General features: G+C 70.4%; 12 protein-coding genes. 6 read left to right on the top strand and 6 right to left on the bottom strand.

Annotation, left to right across the window (positions count from 1 at the left end; all coding sequences use genetic code 11):
* Positions 1 to 34 precede the first annotated feature (34 nt).
* From PK606_RS01415 to dapC, 6 genes are read right to left on the bottom strand one after another with little or no spacing between them, the layout of a single operon-like run.
* A complete protein-coding gene (locus PK606_RS01415) occupies positions 35 to 2017 on the bottom strand; it encodes an ABC-F family ATP-binding cassette domain-containing protein (RefSeq protein ID WP_324559794.1) in 1983 nt (660 codons plus the stop codon).
* Positions 2014 to 2886, bottom strand: coding sequence for a 50S ribosomal protein L3 N(5)-glutamine methyltransferase (gene prmB / locus PK606_RS01410; protein ID WP_324559792.1), 873 nt, complete (start codon positions 2884 to 2886; stop codon positions 2014 to 2016). The genes PK606_RS01415 and prmB overlap by 4 nt, the downstream gene beginning before the upstream one ends.
* The gene (gene dapE / locus PK606_RS01405; RefSeq protein ID WP_324559789.1) at positions 2883 to 4040 is read right to left on the bottom strand and encodes a succinyl-diaminopimelate desuccinylase; all 1158 of its coding nucleotides are present in this window, start codon (positions 4038 to 4040) and stop codon (positions 2883 to 2885) included. The genes prmB and dapE overlap by 4 nt, the downstream gene beginning before the upstream one ends.
* A 48-nt stretch (positions 4041 to 4088) precedes the next feature.
* Positions 4089 to 5309 (bottom strand): PilT/PilU family type 4a pilus ATPase, encoded by a 1221-nt coding sequence (locus tag PK606_RS01400; protein WP_324559787.1) that lies wholly within the window; start codon positions 5307 to 5309, stop codon positions 4089 to 4091.
* Positions 5310 to 5339: 30 nt separating this feature from the next.
* Positions 5340 to 6173, bottom strand: coding sequence for a 2,3,4,5-tetrahydropyridine-2,6-dicarboxylate N-succinyltransferase (dapD, locus tag PK606_RS01395; RefSeq protein WP_324559785.1), 834 nt, complete (start codon positions 6171 to 6173; stop codon positions 5340 to 5342).
* The gene (gene dapC, locus PK606_RS01390; protein WP_324559783.1) at positions 6170 to 7387 is read right to left on the bottom strand and encodes a succinyldiaminopimelate transaminase; all 1218 of its coding nucleotides are present in this window, start codon (positions 7385 to 7387) and stop codon (positions 6170 to 6172) included. Before dapC ends, dapD begins: the two co-directional genes overlap by 4 nt.
* A 75-nt stretch (positions 7388 to 7462) precedes the next feature.
* Here dapC and PK606_RS01385 point away from each other — a divergent pair, with 75 nt between their 5' ends.
* The 6 genes from PK606_RS01385 (at position 7463) to PK606_RS01360 (ending at position 16806) form a co-directional block, all read left to right on the top strand.
* Positions 7463 to 8350: a ferritin-like domain-containing protein gene (locus tag PK606_RS01385; protein WP_324559781.1), complete on the top strand. Its 888-nt coding sequence runs from the start codon at positions 7463 to 7465 to the stop codon at positions 8348 to 8350.
* A gap of 191 nt (positions 8351 to 8541) precedes the next feature.
* A complete protein-coding gene (gene smc, locus PK606_RS01380; protein WP_324559778.1) occupies positions 8542 to 12054 on the top strand; it encodes a chromosome segregation protein SMC in 3513 nt (1170 codons plus the stop codon).
* Positions 12055 to 12220: 166 nt separating this feature from the next.
* Positions 12221 to 13291 (top strand): cell division protein FtsZ, encoded by a 1071-nt coding sequence (locus PK606_RS01375; RefSeq protein ID WP_324559776.1) that lies wholly within the window; start codon positions 12221 to 12223, stop codon positions 13289 to 13291.
* Positions 13292 to 13333: 42 nt separating this feature from the next.
* Positions 13334 to 15400, top strand: coding sequence for an NAD-dependent DNA ligase LigA (ligA, locus tag PK606_RS01370; RefSeq protein ID WP_324559774.1), 2067 nt, complete (start codon positions 13334 to 13336; stop codon positions 15398 to 15400).
* A complete protein-coding gene (locus tag PK606_RS01365; RefSeq protein WP_324559772.1) occupies positions 15397 to 16347 on the top strand; it encodes an ROK family protein in 951 nt (316 codons plus the stop codon). The genes ligA and PK606_RS01365 overlap by 4 nt, the downstream gene beginning before the upstream one ends.
* Positions 16348 to 16446: 99 nt before the next feature.
* Entirely contained in the window at positions 16447 to 16806 is a 360-nt protein-coding gene (locus PK606_RS01360) for a flagellar basal body L-ring protein FlgH (RefSeq protein ID WP_324559770.1), read from the top strand.
* Positions 16807 to 16829 lie beyond the last annotated feature (23 nt).

The raw sequence follows: 16829 nt of genomic DNA, 5'->3' as shown, positions 1-16829 counted from the left end.
GGCCGGCTACGGGCAAATTACAGCTCGGGTGCCCTCAGGCCGGCGCGGCCGCCTGCTCGATCGCCTCGATCTCGCCCGACAGCCGCAACCACTCGTCCTCCAGCGCTGCCAACTCGTCCCCGAGCGCCTTCAGCCGGCGACCGGCGGCGGCGATCTCGGTCGCCGGCAGCGGCGTCGCCAGGCCTTGTTCCAGCTCGGCCTGCTCCGTGCCCAGCGCCTGCATGCGCTGCTCGGCCTGCGCCAGCGCGCGCCTCAGCGGCTGGGTCTGCTCGGCCACTTGCTGGCGCCGTCGGGCGTCGATCCGGCGCTGCTCGGCCGGGTTGAGCGCAGTCGGTGCCGCCGCTTCGGCCTCGGCTGGACCGGCCGGCGCGGGTTCGGCCGCGGCAGCCGCCTGCTCGCGCCGCCGCCGCGCCTCGTCCATCAGGTAGCGCTGGTAGTCCTGCAGGTCGCCGTCGAAGTCGCTCACCTGGCCGCGCGCCACCAGCCACAGCTCGTCGCAGACGCTGCGCAGCAGGGCGCGGTCGTGGCTGACCAGCAGCATCGTGCCTTCGTACGCGTTCAGCGCCAGCGCCAGCGCCTCGCGCGTGGCCAGGTCCAGGTGGTTGGTCGGCTCGTCGAGCAGCAGCAGGTTGGGGCGCTGCCAGACGATCATCGCCAGCACCAGGCGCGCCTTCTCGCCACCCGAGAACTGGCCCACCGGCTGCGACACCATCGCGCCGGGGAAGTTGAAGCTGCCGAGGAAGTTGCGCAGCTGCTGCTCGCGTGCCTCCTCGCTGTTCTCCCGCCCCGTGTCGCGCGCCAGCCGCACCATGTGCTCCAGCGGTGTGCTGGCCTCGTGCAGCACGTCGAGCTCCTGCTGCGCGAAGTAGCCGATCGTCAGGCCCTTGCCCTCGGTCAGCCTGCCCGACAGCAGCGGTAGCGTGCGCGCCACGGTCTTGACGAAGGTCGACTTGCCCTGGCCGTTGGCGCCCAGGATGCCGATGCGCTGGCCTGCCCGCACCGTGCGTTGCACGCCGCACAGGATCGTCTTTTCGCTGCCGCCCGGCAGCCGGTAGCCGAACGCCGCGTCGCTGATGGCCAGCATCGGATCGGGCAGGCTGTCGGGCTGTCTGAACTCGAACTGGAACTCGGCGTCCATCAGCACCGGCGCGACGCGCTCCATGCGTTCCAGTGCCTTGACCCGGCTTTGCGCCTGCCGTGCCTTGGTCGCCTTGGCCTTGAAGCGGTCGATGAATTTCTGCAGGTGCGCGATCTTGTCCTGCTGCCGCGCGTAGGCGGCCTGCTGCAGCGCCAGCTGCTGTGCGCGCAGTTCCTCGAAGGCGCTGTAGTTGCCGCCGTAGCGGTTCAACCGGCCGGCTTCGATGTGCAGCGTGACGCGCGTCACCGCGTCGAGAAAATCGCGGTCGTGGCTGATCACGATCAGCGTGCCGGCGTAGCGCGTCAGCCAGCCTTCCAGCCAGACCAGCGCGTCAAGGTCGAGGTGGTTAGTCGGCTCGTCCAGCAGCAGCAGATCGCTGGGTGCCATCAATGCGCGCGCCAGCTGCAGGCGCATGCGCCAGCCGCCGGAGAAGCTGTTGACCGGCTGCCTGAGTTGCCCGACCTGGAAACCCAGGCCGAGGATCAGCGCCTCGGCACGTGCGCGCGCATCGTGCGCGCCGGCGTCCGCCAGATCGCTGTGGGCCTGGGCGATGGCCAGCCCGTTGCCGGCCTGCTCGGCCCGCCGCAGCTGCTCGTGCAGCGTCGTCAGGCGCTCGTCGCCGGCAAGCACGAACTCGGTCGCCGCTTCAGCGGTTTCCGGCATGTGCTGTGCCACCTGGGCGATGCGCCAGCCAGCCGGCAGGCTGAAGTCGCCGCCGTCCTCGTGCAGGGCGCCACTCAGCAGCGCGAACAGGGTCGACTTGCCGGCGCCGTTGCGGCCCACCAGGCCGACCTTCTCGCCCGGGTGGATGGTGACGCTGGCGCCGTCGAGCAGCAGCTTGGCGCCGCGGCGCAGCGCCACATTCTGGAGTTGGATCATGGGATGAGCATCTCCCGCGTGAGCAGCAGCACCTGGTCGCCGCCGGCGCTGGTGTCCAGCCACACCGGGTTCAGGTGTGGAAAGGCGGCTTCGAAATGCGCGCGCTCGTGGCCGATCTCCAGCACCAGCACGCCGTGCCCGGCCATGCACGCAGGCACATCCCGCAGCAGCGCGCGCACGAAGTCCATGCCATCCTCGCCGCCGGCCAGCGCCAGCGCGGGTTCGGCGCGGTACTCGGGCGGCAGCGCGGCCATGCTGGCAGCGTTGACGTAGGGCGGGTTGCACAGGATTAGTTCGTAAGGGCCGGGGCAGCGTGCCAGGCCATCGCTTTCAATCAGCGTGATGCGCTCTTGCAGGCCGTGCCGGTCGACGTTGATGCGGGCCACCGCCAGCGCGTCGGCGCTGAGGTCGGCGGCGTCGACTCGCGCCTCGGGCCAGGCCAGCGCGGCGAGCACGGCGAGGCTGCCGTTGCCGGTGCACAGGTCGAGCACGCTGGCAGTGAGCTCTCCCAGCCACGGGTCGATGCCGCCATCGGCGATCACTTCGGCAATCAGGCTGCGCGGCACGATGGCGCGCTCGTCGACGTGGAAGCGCAGGCCTTGCAGCCAGGCTTCGCGCGTCAGGTAGGCCAGCGGCCGGCGGGTGTCGATGCGCGCGCGCAGCAGCGCGGCCACCGGCGCCTGCTGCGCCGCCGTGACGGCCTGGCTGGATACGGCATCTTCGAGCAGATCGGTATCCAGCGGCAACCCGAGCGCGTGCAATACCAGCCAGGCCGCTTCGTCATCGGCGTTGATGGTGCCGTGGCCAAAGCTGAGCCCGGCGGCATCGAGCTGCCGCGCCACGTCCTGCACCAGTTCGAGCAGGGTCACGGCAGCGCCGCCAGGTTTTCCAGCAGGCGGCGGTAGATGGCGGTCAGCGGTTCGATGTCGGCCAGCAGGATGTGTTCGTCGATCTTGTGGATGCTGGCGTTGGGCGGGCCGAACTCGACCACCTGCGGGCAGATGCGGGCGATGAAGCGGCCGTCGCTGGTGCCGCCGGTGGTGGACAGCTCGGGCTCCAGGCCGGTCTCGGCGCGGATCGCGGCCTGCACGGCGGCGACCAGGTCGCCTGGTTCGGTGAGAAAGGGCAGACCGCCCAGGGTCCAGACCAGCTCGCAGTCGAGGCCGTGCCTTTGCAGCACCGCCTCGAGGCGCGCCTGCAGCGATTCGGACGTCGATTCGGTGCAGAAGCGGAAGTTGAAGTCGACCACCACCTGGCCCGGGATGATGTTGCCGGCGCCGGTGCCGCCGTGGATGTTGCTGACTTGCCAGCTGGTCGGCTGGAAGAAGGCGTTGCCGGCGTCCCATTCGATCGCCACCAGTTCGGCCAGCGCCGGCGCCAGCTGGTGGATCGGGTTCCTGGCCAGCTGCGGATAGGCAATATGGCCCTGGATGCCGCGCACGGTGAGCCGCCCTGACAGCGTGCCGCGGCGGCCGTTCTTGATCATGTCGCCGGTGCGCTGCACCGAGGTCGGTTCGCCGACGATGCACCAGTCGAGCCGCTCGCCGCGCGCCTGCAGCCGCTCGCACACCACCGCGGTGCCGTCGACCGCCGGGCCCTCCTCGTCGCTGGTGAGCAGCAGGGCGATGTCCAGCGGCGCGTCAGGCTGCGCGGCCACGAACTGCTCGACCGCCACCACGAAGGCGGCGATCGAGGTCTTCATGTCGCTGGCGCCGCGCCCGTACAGCCGGCCGTCGCGCTCGGTCGGCGTGAACGGGTCGCTGCTCCAGTGCTCCAGCGGGCCGGGCGGCACCACGTCGGTGTGACCGGCGAACACCAGCGCGCGGGCGCCGGCGCGCGCTGACGTCCGCTTGGTCCACAGGTTGCGCACGCGCAAGTGCTCGGGGCCGCTGTCGATGACTTCACTCCGGAAGCCCAGCGGCGCCAGCCTTTGCCGGATCAGTTCGATGCAGCCGGCGTCCTGTGGCGTGACGGAGGGGCGGGCGATCAGGGCTTCGGCGAGCTGGCGGGTGGCGGAAGGCACGGAGCGGGGTTCGTGATGATGGGACGGGGTCAATTCGTTCTTCGGCGTTCAGGGCGCTGCATCGCGCCAGCGCGTGGTTTCCGTGTCCGCTGGCCAGTCGGCCGGCAGCGCGTCCAGCCGGATGTCGCTGAACGAAGCCGGCTGGCCGCCATGCGAGGCCGTCGGTCGCTGCGCCGGCCCGGATACCGGCGGGCGCTCGTTCTTCATCCGCCACAGCAGGTTGGTCGGCGAGTCGGCGTGCAGCATGCCTTCCTGGCGCTCGATGTGGCCGCTGGCGATCAGGCGTGCCAGGTCCTGCTCGAAAGTCTGCGAACCCTCGGCCAGGGTGCTGTCCATGGCCTGCTTGACGCCGAGGAAGTCGCCTTGCTCGATCAGTTCGGTCACCAGCTGCGTGTTGCGCAGCACCTCGACCGCGGGCATCAGCCCGCCATGCACGGTGCGCAGCAGGCGCTGCGAGATCACCGCCTTGAGCGCGCCAGCCAGGTCGCCCAGCAGCGCCGGGCGCACTTCCGGGGGAAAGAAGTTGACCAGGCGGTGCAGCGCCTGGTGGCTGTTGCTGGCGTGCAGCGTGGCCAGGCACAAGTGGCCGCTGTGGGCGTAGGCGAGCGCCGCCGAAACCGTTTCGCGATCGCGCAGCTCGCCGATCATGATGACGTCGGGCGCCTGGCGCAGCCCGTTTCTCAGGCCGACGTGAAAGCTCGCGGTGTCGGCGCCGACCTCGCGCTGGTTGATGACCGAGCGCTGGTTGCTGAACAGGTACTCGATCGGGTCCTCGATGGTCAGGATGTGCCCGGTCAGGTGCCGGTTGCGGTGGTCCAGCATGGCCGCCAGGGTGGTCGACTTGCCGGCGCCCGAGGCACCGACGACCAGGATCAGGCCGCGCTTTTCCAGCACCAACTGGCTCAGGATGGGCGGCAGGTTGAGCGACTCCAGTGGCGGAATCCGAAACGGGACATAGCGGATCACTGCTGCGTAGCTGCCGCGCTGGCGCATCGCCGACAGCCGGAAGTTGCCCAGCTCCGGGACCGCGATCGCCATGTTCAGCTCGCCGGTCGACTCGAGCTCCGCGATCCGCTCGGGCGGCACCAGGTCGGTCAGCAGCGTCAGCGGCCCCTCGGCCGGCAGCGGCTGCTGGTTGGCCGGCACGCTGAGGCCGTTGATCTTGAGCGTGACCGGCGCGTGCGCCGACAGGAACACGTCCGAGGCCTGCTGCTCCACCATCAGCCGCAGCACGCGTTCCAGCTTCGGGGCTTGGGCTGTGCTCGGCATGGTCGCTCTCCTCGGCTGCGTCGGGGCGGCTCAGGGCCGCAGCAGGTCGTTGATGCTGGTCTTGGAGCGGGTCTGCGCGTCCACCGTCTTCACGATCACGGCGCAGTACAGACTGTAGGGCTGGCCATGGGCGGCCTGCTTGGGCAGGCTGCCGCTGACCACCACGCTGCCCGCCGGCACGCGGCCGTAGCTGATCTCGCCGGTGTCGCGGTTGAAGATCGGCGTGCTCTGGCCCAGGTACACGCCCATGCCGAGCACCGAGTTCTCCTCCACGATCACGCCCTCGACCACCTCCGAGCGCGCGCCGATGAAGCAGTTATCCTCGATGATGGTCGGATTGGCCTGCAGCGGCTCCAGCACGCCGCCGAGACCGACGCCGCCCGACAGGTGCACGTGCTGGCCGACCTGCGCGCACGAGCCCACCGTGGCCCAGGTGTCGACCATGGTGCCGTCGCCGACGTAGGCGCCGATGTTGACGAAGCTGGGCATCAGCACCACGCCGCGGCCGATGTGGCTGCCGCGCCGCGCCACCGCCGGCGGCACCACGCGCACGCCCGAGGCGCGCAGCGCGGCCGGGTCCATGTCGGCGAACTTGGTCGGCACCTTGTCGACGAAGCCAAGGTCGCCGGCGCGCATGGATTCGTTCTCCTTCAGCCGGAACGACAGCAGCACCGCCTTCTTGACCCACTGGTGCACCGTCCACTGGCCGACGCCATCGCGCGTGGCCACGCGCAGCCGACCGGCGTCGAGCTCGTCGAGCACGTGATCGACCGCGTCGGTCACGTCCTTGAGCGCGTTCGACGGCGACAGGTGGGCGCGCTGGTCCCAGGCATCGTCGATGATCTGCTGCAGTTGCTGGCTCATGGGGTGCTCGGGGTGTTGGATCGGATGAACTGGACGATGCGCTCGGCGGCTTCGACGCACTCGGCGCCATCGGCCACCAGCGCCATGCGCACGCGGCCCTGGCCGGGATTGACGCCGCCCGCTTCGCGCGCCAGGTAGCTGCCTGGCAGGACCGTCACATTGTATTGAGCCAGCAGCTCGCGCGCGAAGCCGGTGTCGCTGCCGTTCCAGGCCGCCGGCACGCCGGCCCAGAGGTAGAACCCGGCATCGGGCAGGCGCACGTCCATCACCTCCGCCAGCAGCGGCGTGACGGCGGCGAACTTCTCGCGGTACTGGCGCCGGTTGTCCTCCACGTGCGCCTCGTCGCCCCAGGCGGCGATGCTGGCGGCCTGCACCACCGGGCTCATGGCGCTGCCGTGGTAGGTGCGGTAGAGCAGGAAGGCCTTCAGGATCTCGGCATCGCCGGCGACGAAGCCCGAGCGCAGGCCGGGCACGTTGCTGCGCTTCGACAGGCTGGTCAGCATGACGAGGCGCCTGAAGTCGTTGCGGCTCAGCCTGGCGGCTGCCTCCAACCCGCCCAGCGGTGGCTCGTCACGGAAGTGGATCTCGCTGTAGCACTCGTCCGAGGCGATGACGAAGCCGTGCCGGTCGCTCAGCTCGAACAGCCGCTGCCATTCATCCAGCGGCATCACCGCGCCGGTCGGGTTGCCGGGCGAGCAGACGTAGGCCAGTTGCGTGCGCGCCCAGACTTCCGGCGGCACCCGGTCCCAGCGCGGCGCGAAGTTGCGCGCCGCGTCCACCGGCACGTAGTGCGGCTGGGCGCCGGCCAGCAGCGTGGCGCCCTCGTAGATCTGATAGAAGGGGTTCGGGCAGGTGACGGTGGCGTCCGGCCGTGTCGGATCGACCACCGTCTGCGCCAGCGCGAACAGGGCCTCGCGCGAGCCCAGCACCGGCAGCACCTGGGTGGCCGGATCGACATGGACGCCGTAGCGCCGCCGCAGCCAGCCGGCGCAGGCCGCGCGCAGTTCGGGCGAGCCGGCGGTGGGTGGGTAGCCGGCCAGGCCGGTGGCCAGGTCGTCGGCCAGCGCATCCTGGATGAAGCGCGGCGTGGCGTGGCGCGGTTCGCCGATCCCCAGGCTGATCGGGCGGTAAGCCGGATTCGGCGTGACGCCCTCGAACAGCTGGCGCAAGCGCTCGAAAGGATAGGCTTGCAGGCGCGACAGCAGGGGATTCATGGCGCCGGATTATCAGTGTTGACGCGCGCAGCTGCCGGCGCACGGCGGTTCTTCGTCGCCCCCTAGAATCGGTCCATGACAAGCGTTTCAAGCGGCCGGGCACTGGGTTTCGTGCCGGCCACCGGTGCGGCGGGCGCCGCCGCGCCCCGGCGCGACACCCGCCGCTGGCGCGTGGAGGACATCGCCTACGGCGAGATCGACCGCAGCCTGATCGCGCAGCGGGAAGAGCTGTTCTATCTGCTGGCCAGCGCCTCGTTCATCGAGACCGGCTCGGACATGTACACGCGCAACCTGGCCGAGCACTGCGCCGGGCATCCGGAAGTCGCCGCCTGGCTGTGCGGACAATGGGAGCGTGAGGAACTGCAGCACGGCCGCGCGCTGGAGCTGTATGTACGGGCCGCCTGGCCGACCTTCGACTGGCAGGCCGCGTTCGACGACTTCTTCGCCGAGTACGCCGGCCTGTGCACCCTGGAGGCGCTGGAGCCCGAGCGCGCGCTGGAAATGGTGGCGCGCTGCGTGGTCGAGACCGGCACCACCACCTATTACCAGACCTTGCGCGATCTCAGCCCGGAGCCGGTGCTGACCCGGCTGCTCGGCCACATCCGCGCCGACGAGGTTGGGCATTTCAAGCATTTCCTGGCCTATTTCAGGCAGTTGCGCGCCACCCGACCGGTGTCGCGCGCACGCGTCGCCCGGGTGCTCTACACGCGCCTGCAGGAATTGCGCGAGAGCGATTCCGACGTCGCCCTGCGTCACGTCTGGGCGCACCGGGGCACGCTGTTCGCCGAGGGCGCAGCCAGCTTCGAGGCGATCAGCCAGCGCATCTACCAGTTGGTCAGCAGCCGCCTGCCGGCCGAGCAGGCGGTGCGCATGCTGCTGAAGCCACTGAGCCTGCCGCACTGGATGGAGCAGCGGCTCGAGGCGCCGCTGTCGCGGCTGGCGCGGCGGGTGATTGCCGCCTGATTCCGTTTGGCCATGAAAACCGGCTTGAGGCCAGTCACCGCCGTCGTAAGACGCTATTGATAGCGTAGTGATCTGGCGGCCTGGCGGCCCGGTCCGCCCGGCAGTTCCCAGCCGGGGCAGGCGACGGCCGCACGGTATCATTCCCGCTTCGCATCCGTTCCCGTCTTTCCGGCCTGCGGGCCGCCGCGCCAGTGCGTCTCGATTCGATCAAGCTCTCGGGCTTCAAGTCCTTCGCCGAACCCACCAACTTCATGTTGCCGGGCCAGCTGGTCGGCGTCGTGGGGCCCAACGGCTGCGGCAAGTCCAACATCATGGATGCGGTGCGCTGGGTGCTGGGCGAGTCCAAGGCGTCCGAGCTGCGCGGCGAGTCGATGCAGGACGTCATCTTCAACGGCACCACCACGCGCAAGCCGGCCAGCCGCTCGTCGGTCGAGTTGGTGTTCGACAACAGCGATCACCGCGCCGGCGGCCAGTGGAGCCAGTTCACCGAGATCTCGGTCAAGCGCGTGCTGACGCGCGACGGCACCAGCAGTTACTACATCAACAACCAGCCGGTGCGCCGGCGCGACGTGCAGGACGTGTTCCTCGGCACCGGCCTGGGGCCGCGTGCCTACGCCATCATCGGCCAGGGCACCATCAGCCGCATCATCGAGTCGCGCCCCGAGGAGCTGCGCCTGTTCCTGGAAGAGGCGGCCGGCGTCAGCAAGTACAAGGAGCGCCGGCGCGAGACCGAGAACCGGCTCAACGACACGCGCGAGAACCTGACTCGCGTCGAGGACATCCTGCGCGAGCTGAACGCCAACCTGGACAAGCTGGAGCGCCAGGCCGAGGTGGCGCAGCGCTACCACGACCTGCAGGCGGGGGCGACGCTGAAGCAGAACCAGCTGTGGTTCCTCAAGCGCTCGGAAGCCGAGGAGGGTCAGGTCCGGCTCAAGCAGGAGGCCGAGCAGGCCGTCAACGAGCTCGAATCGCGCGTGGCCGATCTGCGCCATGTCGAGGCCGACCTGGAAACCATCCGCCAGGCGCACTACGCCGCCGGCGACCAGGTGAATCAGGCTCAGGGCCTGCTGTACGAGGCCAGCGCCGAGGTCGGCCGGCTGGAGGCCGAGATCCGCTTCGTCGTCGAAGGCCGCCAGCGCGCTGAGGCAAGGCTGCTGCAGCTCAAGGAGCAGATCGCCCAGTGGGCCGCGCGCAAGGACGAGGCTGAAAGCCAGATCGAGGCGATCGTCGCGCAGGGCGCCGAGGCCGAAGAGCAGTCCGTCACGCTGGCGGCACAGCTCGAAGAGCAGCAGGGCGCGCTGCCCGAACTGGAAGACGCGCTGCGCCAGGCGCAGGCCCGGTCCGGCGAGCAGCGCGCGGCGGTGGCCCAGGTGCAGCAGCAGATCCAGGTGCTGGCAGCCGAGCAGCGCGGCATCGAGGAGCAGTCGCGCCAGCTCGGCACGCGGCGCGAGAAGCTGAGCGCCGACCGGAACGCCCTGGCCGCGCCCGACGAGCAGCGCCTGCTGAACCTGCAGTCGCAACTCGCCAGCGCGCAGGAGAACCACGAAGTCGCCGACGCGCGCCTGCAGGAACTGCAGGACAGCGTGCCGCAGCTCGACGACGCGCGCCGTGCCGCGCAGCAGGCCGTCAACACCGAATCGGCCAGGCAGACCGATCTGTCGGCGCGGCTGGAAGCCTTGCGTGCGCTGCAGGAAAAAGTGAAGACCGACGGCAAACTCCAGCCCTGGCTGCAGAAGCACGGCCTGGACGGCCTGCAGGGCCTGTGGAGCCGACTGCACGTCGAGCCGGGCTGGGAGAGTGCGCTGGAAGCCGCGCTGCGCGAACGCATGGGCGCGCTGGAGGTCAGCCGCCTCGACATGGTGCGCGCCTTCGCCGGCGATGCACCGCCGGCCAAGCTGGCCTTCTACCACCTGCCCGTGGCGGCCTTGCCCGAGTCGCCTGCCACGCTGCCGCGCCTGGCCGAGTTGCTGCGCCTGCACGAGGCCAGCCTGAAGGCGCTGCTGGACGACTGGCTGGCCGGCTGCTACACCGCGCCCACGCTGGAGGACGCGCTGGCCCAGCGCGCGCAACTCAAGAGCGGCGAAGCCATCTACGTGCCCAACGGCCATTGCGTCAGCGCGCACGGCGTCAGCTTCTACGCGCCCGATTCCGAGCAGGCCGGTTTGCTGGCGCGCGCGCAGGAAATCGAGAACATCGAGAAACAGCTGCGCGCGCAGCAACTCATCAGCGACGAGGCGCGCACCGCCCTCATCAAGGCCGAGGCCGCGTACAGCGATGCCAGCCAGCGCCTGGTCGGCAGCCGGCGCGCTGCTGCCGAGGCGCAGCAGCGCGCGCACGAGCTGCAGGTCGAGACCCTGCGCCTGACGCAGCTGGCCGAGCAGACCCGTGCCCGCAGCGAGCAGATCGCCGGCGACCTGGCCGAGGTCGATGCCGGCCTCGAAGAGCTGCAAGAGCGCCGCGTCACCGCCGAGGCGCGCTTCGAAGAGCTGGACATGCAGCTGGCCGACACGCAGGAGCGCCATGCCGAGCTCGACGAGCGCGTGATCGAGGCCGAGCGCCGGCTGGCCGAGGCGCGCGAGCAGCAGCGCACGCTGGAACGCCAGGCGCAGGAGGCGGTCTTCGCGCAGCGCAGCCTGGAGGCACGCCGCGCCGAACTGGCGCGCACCATCGACACCGCCGCCAGCCAGACCGCCGGCATCGAGGCCGAGCAGCAGCGCGCGCAGGAAGAACTCACGCGCCTGACCGACGCTGCCGCGCAGGCCGGCCTGCAGTCCGCGCTGGCGCTGAAAATCGAGCGCGAGCAGGCCCTGGGTGCGCAGCGCAGCAGCTACGACGACCTGACCGCCAAGCTGCGGGCCTCCGACGAGCGCCGGCTGGCACTGGAGCGCGCGCTCGATCCGCTGCGCCAGCGCATCACCGAGCTGCAGCTCAAGGAACAGGCCGCGCGCCTGGGCACCGAGCAGTACACGCAGCTGCTGCAGGACGCCGAGGCCGACCTGGCCGCGGTCGAGCAGTCGATTACCGAGGGCAACGTGCGGCTGCAAGGTCTGCAGGGCGAGATCGAGCGCCTGCACCGCGAGATCCAGGCGCTGGGCGCGGTCAACCTGGCGGCCTTGCAGGAACTCAGCGCGGCACGCGAGCGCAAGCAGTTCCTCGACGCGCAGTCGACCGACCTGATGGACGCTATGGCGACGCTGGAAGACGCCATCCGCAAGATCGACGCCGAGACGCGCGACCTGCTCGGCAACACTTTCAACACCGTCAACGAGCACTTCGGCCGCATGTTCCCCGAGCTGTTCGGCGGCGGCCAGGCGAAGCTGGTGATGACCGGCGAGGAGATCCTCGACTCCGGCGTGCAGGTGCTGGCGCAACCGCCCGGCAAGAAGAACCAGACCATCCACCTGCTGTCGGGCGGCGAGAAGGCGCTGACGGCGATCGCGCTGGTGTTCGCCATCTTCCAGCTCAACCCGGCGCCGTTCTGCCTGCTGGACGAGGTCGACGCGCCGCTGGACGACGCCAACACCGAGCGCTACTGCAAGCTGGTCACGCGCATGAGCCGCGACACGCAGTTCCTGTTCATCAGCCACAACAAGATCGCGATGGAAATGGCCGAGCAGCTGATCGGCGTCACCATGCAGGAGCAGGGTGTGTCGCGCATCGTGGCGGTGGACATGGAAAGCGCCGTCGGCATGGCGGAAGTATGAGACACCCCCCTGAGTCGCTGCGCGCCGTCCCCCCTCTCCTGCGGGAGGAGGGACAACGCCAATGCCCGGCACAGGTCCGGGCATGGCGTTCACTGGCATGGCCGGCTCCGCGGCCCTTCGATTCGGTGACTGCCTGTTGTGCGGTTGAAGACGGAGCGACACGAACATGAGTTCCTTGCAAGTCGGCCTGGCCGTCGCCGGGGGTTTGATCCTCGGCGGCGTGATCGCCTACAACACCTGGAACGCGCGCCGCAACGAGCCGCGCCAGGCGCGGCCGCGCGGCACCGTCGAGGTGCCGGAGGCCGAGCGCGTGGAGCCGGGCATCGACAGTGCGCCGGCGGATACCGCCGAGCGGGTCGAGCCCTCGTTCGACGCCAACGCGCCGCTGGGGCCGCTGCTGACGCCCGAGAAGCGCCCGCGGCTCGATGCGCTGATCGATGTCGTCGCCCCGATCGCGCTCGATGGCCGCGTGGTCTCGGGCGACGCGCTGCTGGCCGCGCTGCCGCACACGCGCCGCGTCGGCAGCAAGCCCTTTGCCGTCGAGGGGCAGAACGAGCAGACCCAGGAATGGGAGTTTCCGGTCGCTGGCCAGCGCTACACCACGCTGCAGGCCGGCGTGCAACTGGCCAACCGCACCGGCGCGCTGAACGAGATCGAGTACTCAGAATTCGTGATGAAGGCGCAGCGCTATGCCGATGCGGTCGGCGGCGCGCCCGAGTTTCCCGAGATGCTGCACGAGGTGGCGCGGGCGCGCGAGCTGGACCAGTTCGCCGGCCAGCACGATGCGCAGCTGGGCTTCACGCTGCGCGCGCGCGGCGCCAGCTGGAGCCCGGGCTTCATCCACCAGCAGGCGGCGCGGCTGGGCTTCGTCGCCGGCGTGGTGCCCGGGCGCATGGTGCTGCCTTCGGCCACGGCCGGCCTGCCGTCGATGCTGGACCTGAGCTTCGACGCCCAGGCGGCGCTGGCCGAGGACCCGACGCAGGCGGCGATCAGGGAAGTCACGCTCAACCTCGATGTGCCGCAGGTGCAGCGCCACGAGCAGCCCTTCGTGCGCTTGCGCGAGGCCGCCTTCGCGCTGGCCGAGGCCATGGACGGGCTGATCACTGACGACGCCGGCCAGCCGCTGCGGCCGGAGATGATCGACACCATCGGCGCCGATCTCGATCGCCTGTACGACACGCTGGAGCAGCACGACCTGGCCGCCGGCTCGCCGCAGGCGCGAAGGCTGTTCAGTTGAGTCGGCGCCGGATGCCCGGCAGATGACGGGGCGGGAATTGCCATGGATACCGAAGCCGAACTTGCCGCCCGCGCCGCCGAGCTGCGGCGGGTGCTGAACCGCGCCGCGTACCAGTACTACACGCTCGACGCGCCAGAGCTTCCCGACGCCGAGTACGACCGCCTGTTCCAGGAGCTGCAGGCGCTGGAAGCGGCGCACCATGAGCTGCGCACGCCGGACTCACCGACGCAGCGCGTCGGTGGCAGCGTGCTCGACGGCTTCGTGCCGGTGCGCCACGTGGTGCCGATGCTCAGCATCCGCACCGAGACCGACACCACGGCCGCCGGCGCCGAGGCCTTCGATGTCCGTGTGCGGCGCGAGCTGAAGCTGCCGGCCGAGGCGCCGCCGATCGACTACGTTGCCGAGCCCAAGTTCGACGGCCTGGCCATCAGCCTGCGCTACGAGGCCGGCGTGCTGGTGCAGGCGGCCACGCGCGGCGATGGCGAGACCGGCGAGGACGTGACGCAGAACATCCGCACCATCGGCCAGATCCCGCTGCGACTGGCGGGTGCCGCGCCCACGCTGCTGGAAGTGCGCGGCGAGGTCTACCTGCGCCGCGACGACTTCGAGGCACTGAACGAGCGCATGCGCGAGCGCATGGCTGCCGGCGACAGGGCGGCGCGGACCTTCGTCAATCCGCGCAACGCCGCTGCTGGTGCGGTGCGCCAGCTCGATCCCGCCATCGCGGCGCAGCGCCCGTTGAGCTTCTTCGCCTACGGTCTGGGCGAACTCACGCCGCCGGACCAGGGCGGTCCCCGCTTCGATACCCACTGGGGCGTGATGCAGGCGCTCGCGGCCTGGGGCCTGCCGGTGTCGTCGCTGATCCGGCGCGCGCACGGTGCGGCCGAGCTGATCGCCTTCCACGCCGACGTCGCCGCCCAGCGCGACGCGCTGCCGTTCGACATCGACGGCGTGGTCTACAAGGTGGACAGCCTGGCGCTGCAGGAGCAGCTCGGCTTCGTCACCCGCGAGCCGCGCTGGGCGGTGGCCCACAAGTACCCAGCGCAGGAGCAGCTGACCACGGTGCAGGCGATCGACGTGCAGGTCGGCCGCACCGGCAAGCTGACGCCGGTGGCCAAGCTCGAGCCGGTGTTCGTCGGCGGCGTCACGGTCACCAACGCCACGCTGCACAACGAGTACGAGACACGCCGCAAGGACGTGCGCGTGGGCGACACGGTGATCGTGCGCCGTGCCGGCGACGTGATTCCCGAGGTGGTGTCGGTGCTGGCGGACAAGCGGGTCGCGGACGCGCCCGAGTTCAGCATGCCGGCGCACTGCCCGGTGTGCGGCAGCGCGGTGGTGCGCGAGGAAGGCGAGGCCGACCACCGCTGCACCGGCGGACTGTTCTGCCCGGCGCAGCGCAAGCAGGCGCTGCTGCATTTCGCGTCGCGCCGCGCCATGGACATCGAGGGCCTGGGCGAGAAGCTGGTCGACCAGCTGATCGACGGCAACGTCGTCAAGGCACTGCCCGATGTGTACCGCATGGGCTTCGTCAGCCTGGCGGCGCTCGACCGCATGGCGGAGAAATCGGCGCAGAACCTGCTGGCGGCGCTGGAGAAATCCAAGCACACCACGCTGGCGCGCTTTCTGTATGCGCTCGGCATCCGCCACGTCGGTGAAACCACCGCCAAGGATCTGGCACGCCATTTCGGCACGCTTGACGCCATCATGGCGGCCGGGGTCGATCAGCTGTTGCAGGCGCCCGACGTCGGTCCGGTGATCGCCGACAGCATCCACACCTTCTTCCGGCAGCCGCACAACCGCGAGGTGGTCGAGCAGTTGCGCGCCGTCGGCATCCACTGGCCCGAGGGCGAACCGGTGCCCGCCGCGCTGCTGCCGCTGGCTGGCAAGACCTTCGTGCTGACCGGCACCCTGCCCACGCTGAGCCGTGAGGAGGCCAAGGAGCTGCTGGAGGCCGCCGGGGCCAAGGTGTCGGGCAGCGTCAGCAGGAAGACGCACTATGTCGTTGCCGGCGAGGAGGCCGGCAGCAAGCTGGACAAGGCGCGCGAGCTGGGCGTGGCGGTGATCGACGAAGCGGCCATGCGTGCCTTGCTCGACGACAGCGCATGAGCACGGTGCCTGGCGTGCGCCTCGGCATCGACCTCGGCGGCACCAAGATCGAGATCGCGGCGCTGGACGGGCAGGGCGCTTTCCTGCTGCGCGAGCGCGTGCCGACGCCGCAGGGCGATTACGCCGGCACCTTGCAGGCGATCGCTGCCCTGGTGACGCAGGCCGAGGCGCGTCTGGGCGCCAGCGGCCTGCCGCTCGGCATCGGCATGCCCGGCAGCCTGTCGCCGCTGAACGGGCGGGTGCGCAACGCGAATTCCACCGCGCTTAACAGCCGGTTGCTGCGAGATGATCTGCAGGCCTTGCTAAAGCGCCCGCTGCGGCTGGAAAACGACGCCAACTGCCTGGCGCTGAGCGAGGCGACGGACGGTGCCGGCACCGGTGCCGAAGTGGTGTTCGCCGCCATCCTGGGCACCGGCGTCGGCGCTGGCGTGGCCGTGCGCGGGCAGGTGCTGCACGGCTGCAACGGCGTGGCGGGCGAGTGGGGCCACAACCCGCTGCCACTCATCAGCCGCGAGGAACTGGATCGTTCGGCCTGCTGGTGCGGGCGGTGCGGCTGCCTGGAATGCTGGCTGTCGGGGCCCGGCTTCGCGGCCGACCACGCCGCGGTTACCGGCGTGGCGCTGGATGCGGTGCAGATCGTCGCCTCCATGCGCGCCGGTGACGCGGCCGCGCAGGCCAGCTTCGGGCGCTATGCCGCACGGCTGGCGCGCGCGCTGGCCTCGGTCATCAACGTGCTTGACCCGCAGGTGATCGTGCTCGGCGGCGGCATGAGCAACGTGGCCGAGCTGTATGAACGGGTGCCCCGACTGTGGGCGCCGCATGTGTTCAGCGACGTGGTGCGCACGGTGCTGCGGCCGGCGCTGCACGGCGACTCCTCGGGCGTGCGCGGCGCGGCCTGGCTGGCGTCGGAGGCGCGCGCTGGCGGCGCGCTGCCCGCATCGGCCTGAGGCGGCTCGGCAACTTTACCTGTCGCCGCTACATTGGTGGTCAACGCCCGACATGGGTTGGGGCGTTGTTTGAAAATGGTCTTTCACGGAGAAGCCGACATGGCGGTTCGATGCTCATCTTCCTGGATCCGGCGCTCCGGCCTGCTGCTGGCCGGCATGATGCTGGCGGCGCTGGGCGGCTGCGTGGTGGCGCCGGTGGATCCGTATTACGAGATTGGCGCGCCGATGGTGGTGCAGCCCGGCCCCTCGTACTACTACGGCGCGCCGTACTACGCGAGCCCGTACTGGTCGCGGCCCTACTACGCCGCGCCGCCGGTGTCGATCGGCATCCACGGCTGGTTCGGCAGCGGCAGCGGGCGCCACTGGCGCGGCGACCGGGGCGGACACCGTGGCCACTGGTCGCATCGTGGCGGTGGTCATCGGGGAGATTTCGGCAGTCGGGGTGGTCGCCGCCGCTGATTGCTGCAGCGGCGCGGTGGCTG

Origin of the sequence: Ottowia sp. (genome assembly GCF_035444425.1) — a bacterium.
In the GTDB taxonomy this organism is placed as follows: domain Bacteria; phylum Pseudomonadota; class Gammaproteobacteria; order Burkholderiales; family Burkholderiaceae_C; genus Ottowia.
This window is presented reverse-complemented; position numbering and strand designations above follow the sequence as displayed.